The sequence below is a fragment of the Vibrio sp. Vb0888 genome, from assembly GCF_033338835.1.
In the GTDB taxonomy this organism is placed as follows: Bacteria; Pseudomonadota; Gammaproteobacteria; order Enterobacterales; family Vibrionaceae; genus Vibrio; species Vibrio alginolyticus.
The window spans coordinates 1-1,159 of record NZ_JAWOTL010000230.1 but is presented as its reverse complement, the minus strand read 5'-3'; the positions used below and the strand labels follow the sequence as shown (position 1 = coordinate 1,159).

Here is a 1,159-nt window from a genome sequence, read left to right as displayed (position 1 = left end):
GCTGGCTGATTAAACTGTCCGCAGTATAACAAATAGGAGGACGCTAAGATCCTCCTATTTTGTGTGGGTATGTGAGCAGAGTTACTTTAATACTTGCTCGATCTGACGAGCCTTTACTTGGCGGTTACTTGAAATTAATTCTTCAAGCCATGTTTGGTGGCCTTGTTGAGCCAGTTGACGAGCGACCAGTGTCGCTTCTTCAGATAATGCCATTTTCGCAATAAGAAACTGTTTCACTTCCGGCGATAATGGATTGGATTTGGTGAGTAAGCGAATCGCGTGAGGTTTGAGGCTTGGGTTGATCGTGGCATTCATCAACTGCTGCAAAGAGAAAGCATCTCCTGTATCAGCTAAGCGCTTGAGTTCCTGTTGGCTATTGTAATCGGCGCGCATTCGCCATAGTAAATCGTACATGGCTTTGTCTTGGCTGACTTGCGCCATACGAACGACCACTGCTGTGGACGGTAGCCAACTGGTGACATTCGCTTGAGTTAACTGCGTCGTTAAGGCTTTTAACGCACTTGGCGATAAGCTATCTAGCTCACGAATGAGCAAGGATTCTCTTGTCTGAATTTGTTGAGACGTCCCCGTTAACCACTGCTGCAGGTTTAGCTCTTTTCGTTCAGCTTGCAGCACAAAATCTAACGTGCTTTGGTCTTGTTTCCAACGCTTAATTAAACGACTCGCAATCGCTGGGTAATTGAATGCGGGTACACTGAATTCATAGCCATCGCCTCGCTCCAACATTTGATACGTTGGTGTCAAACGAACTTGCGATTCCACAAACAGTGCAATGCGCGGGGTAAGTATGATGTTTTGCTGTTCTAATTTTTCCAACAGGCGAAAACGCACCACCTCTTGCTGAGGAAAAGCGAGCCGATCGAGGGAAAATTTAAGCGAATCAACCTCATCTCTGACCACGTACTCAAGGAGTTCAGAAACTTTGGTTTGAATTTGAGTATCCTGAAGCCACTGTTCTACCACAGACTCCTGCATTTCCTTCGCAGAAACGGCCACGGGTAGAGTGAGCAGTGACAAGCTCAGGAGTAATGACGACAACATTCCTTGTTGCATGTTAACCTCCCGATAACATTTGTTCTCATTCTGCTGCTTCTATTGATAGAAAGCAATAAAAAAGCCACCATTTTTTGTGGTGGCT

1 protein-coding gene is annotated in these 1,159 nt (G+C 45.6%); it reads right to left on the bottom strand.

The window, feature by feature from the left end; genetic code table 11:
• Window positions 1–81 precede the first annotated feature (81 nt).
• A complete protein-coding gene (locus R7P72_RS25245; protein WP_193297240.1) occupies window positions 82–1,074 on the bottom strand; it encodes a hypothetical protein in 993 nt (330 codons plus the stop codon).
• Window positions 1,075–1,159: the final 85 nt, after the last annotated feature.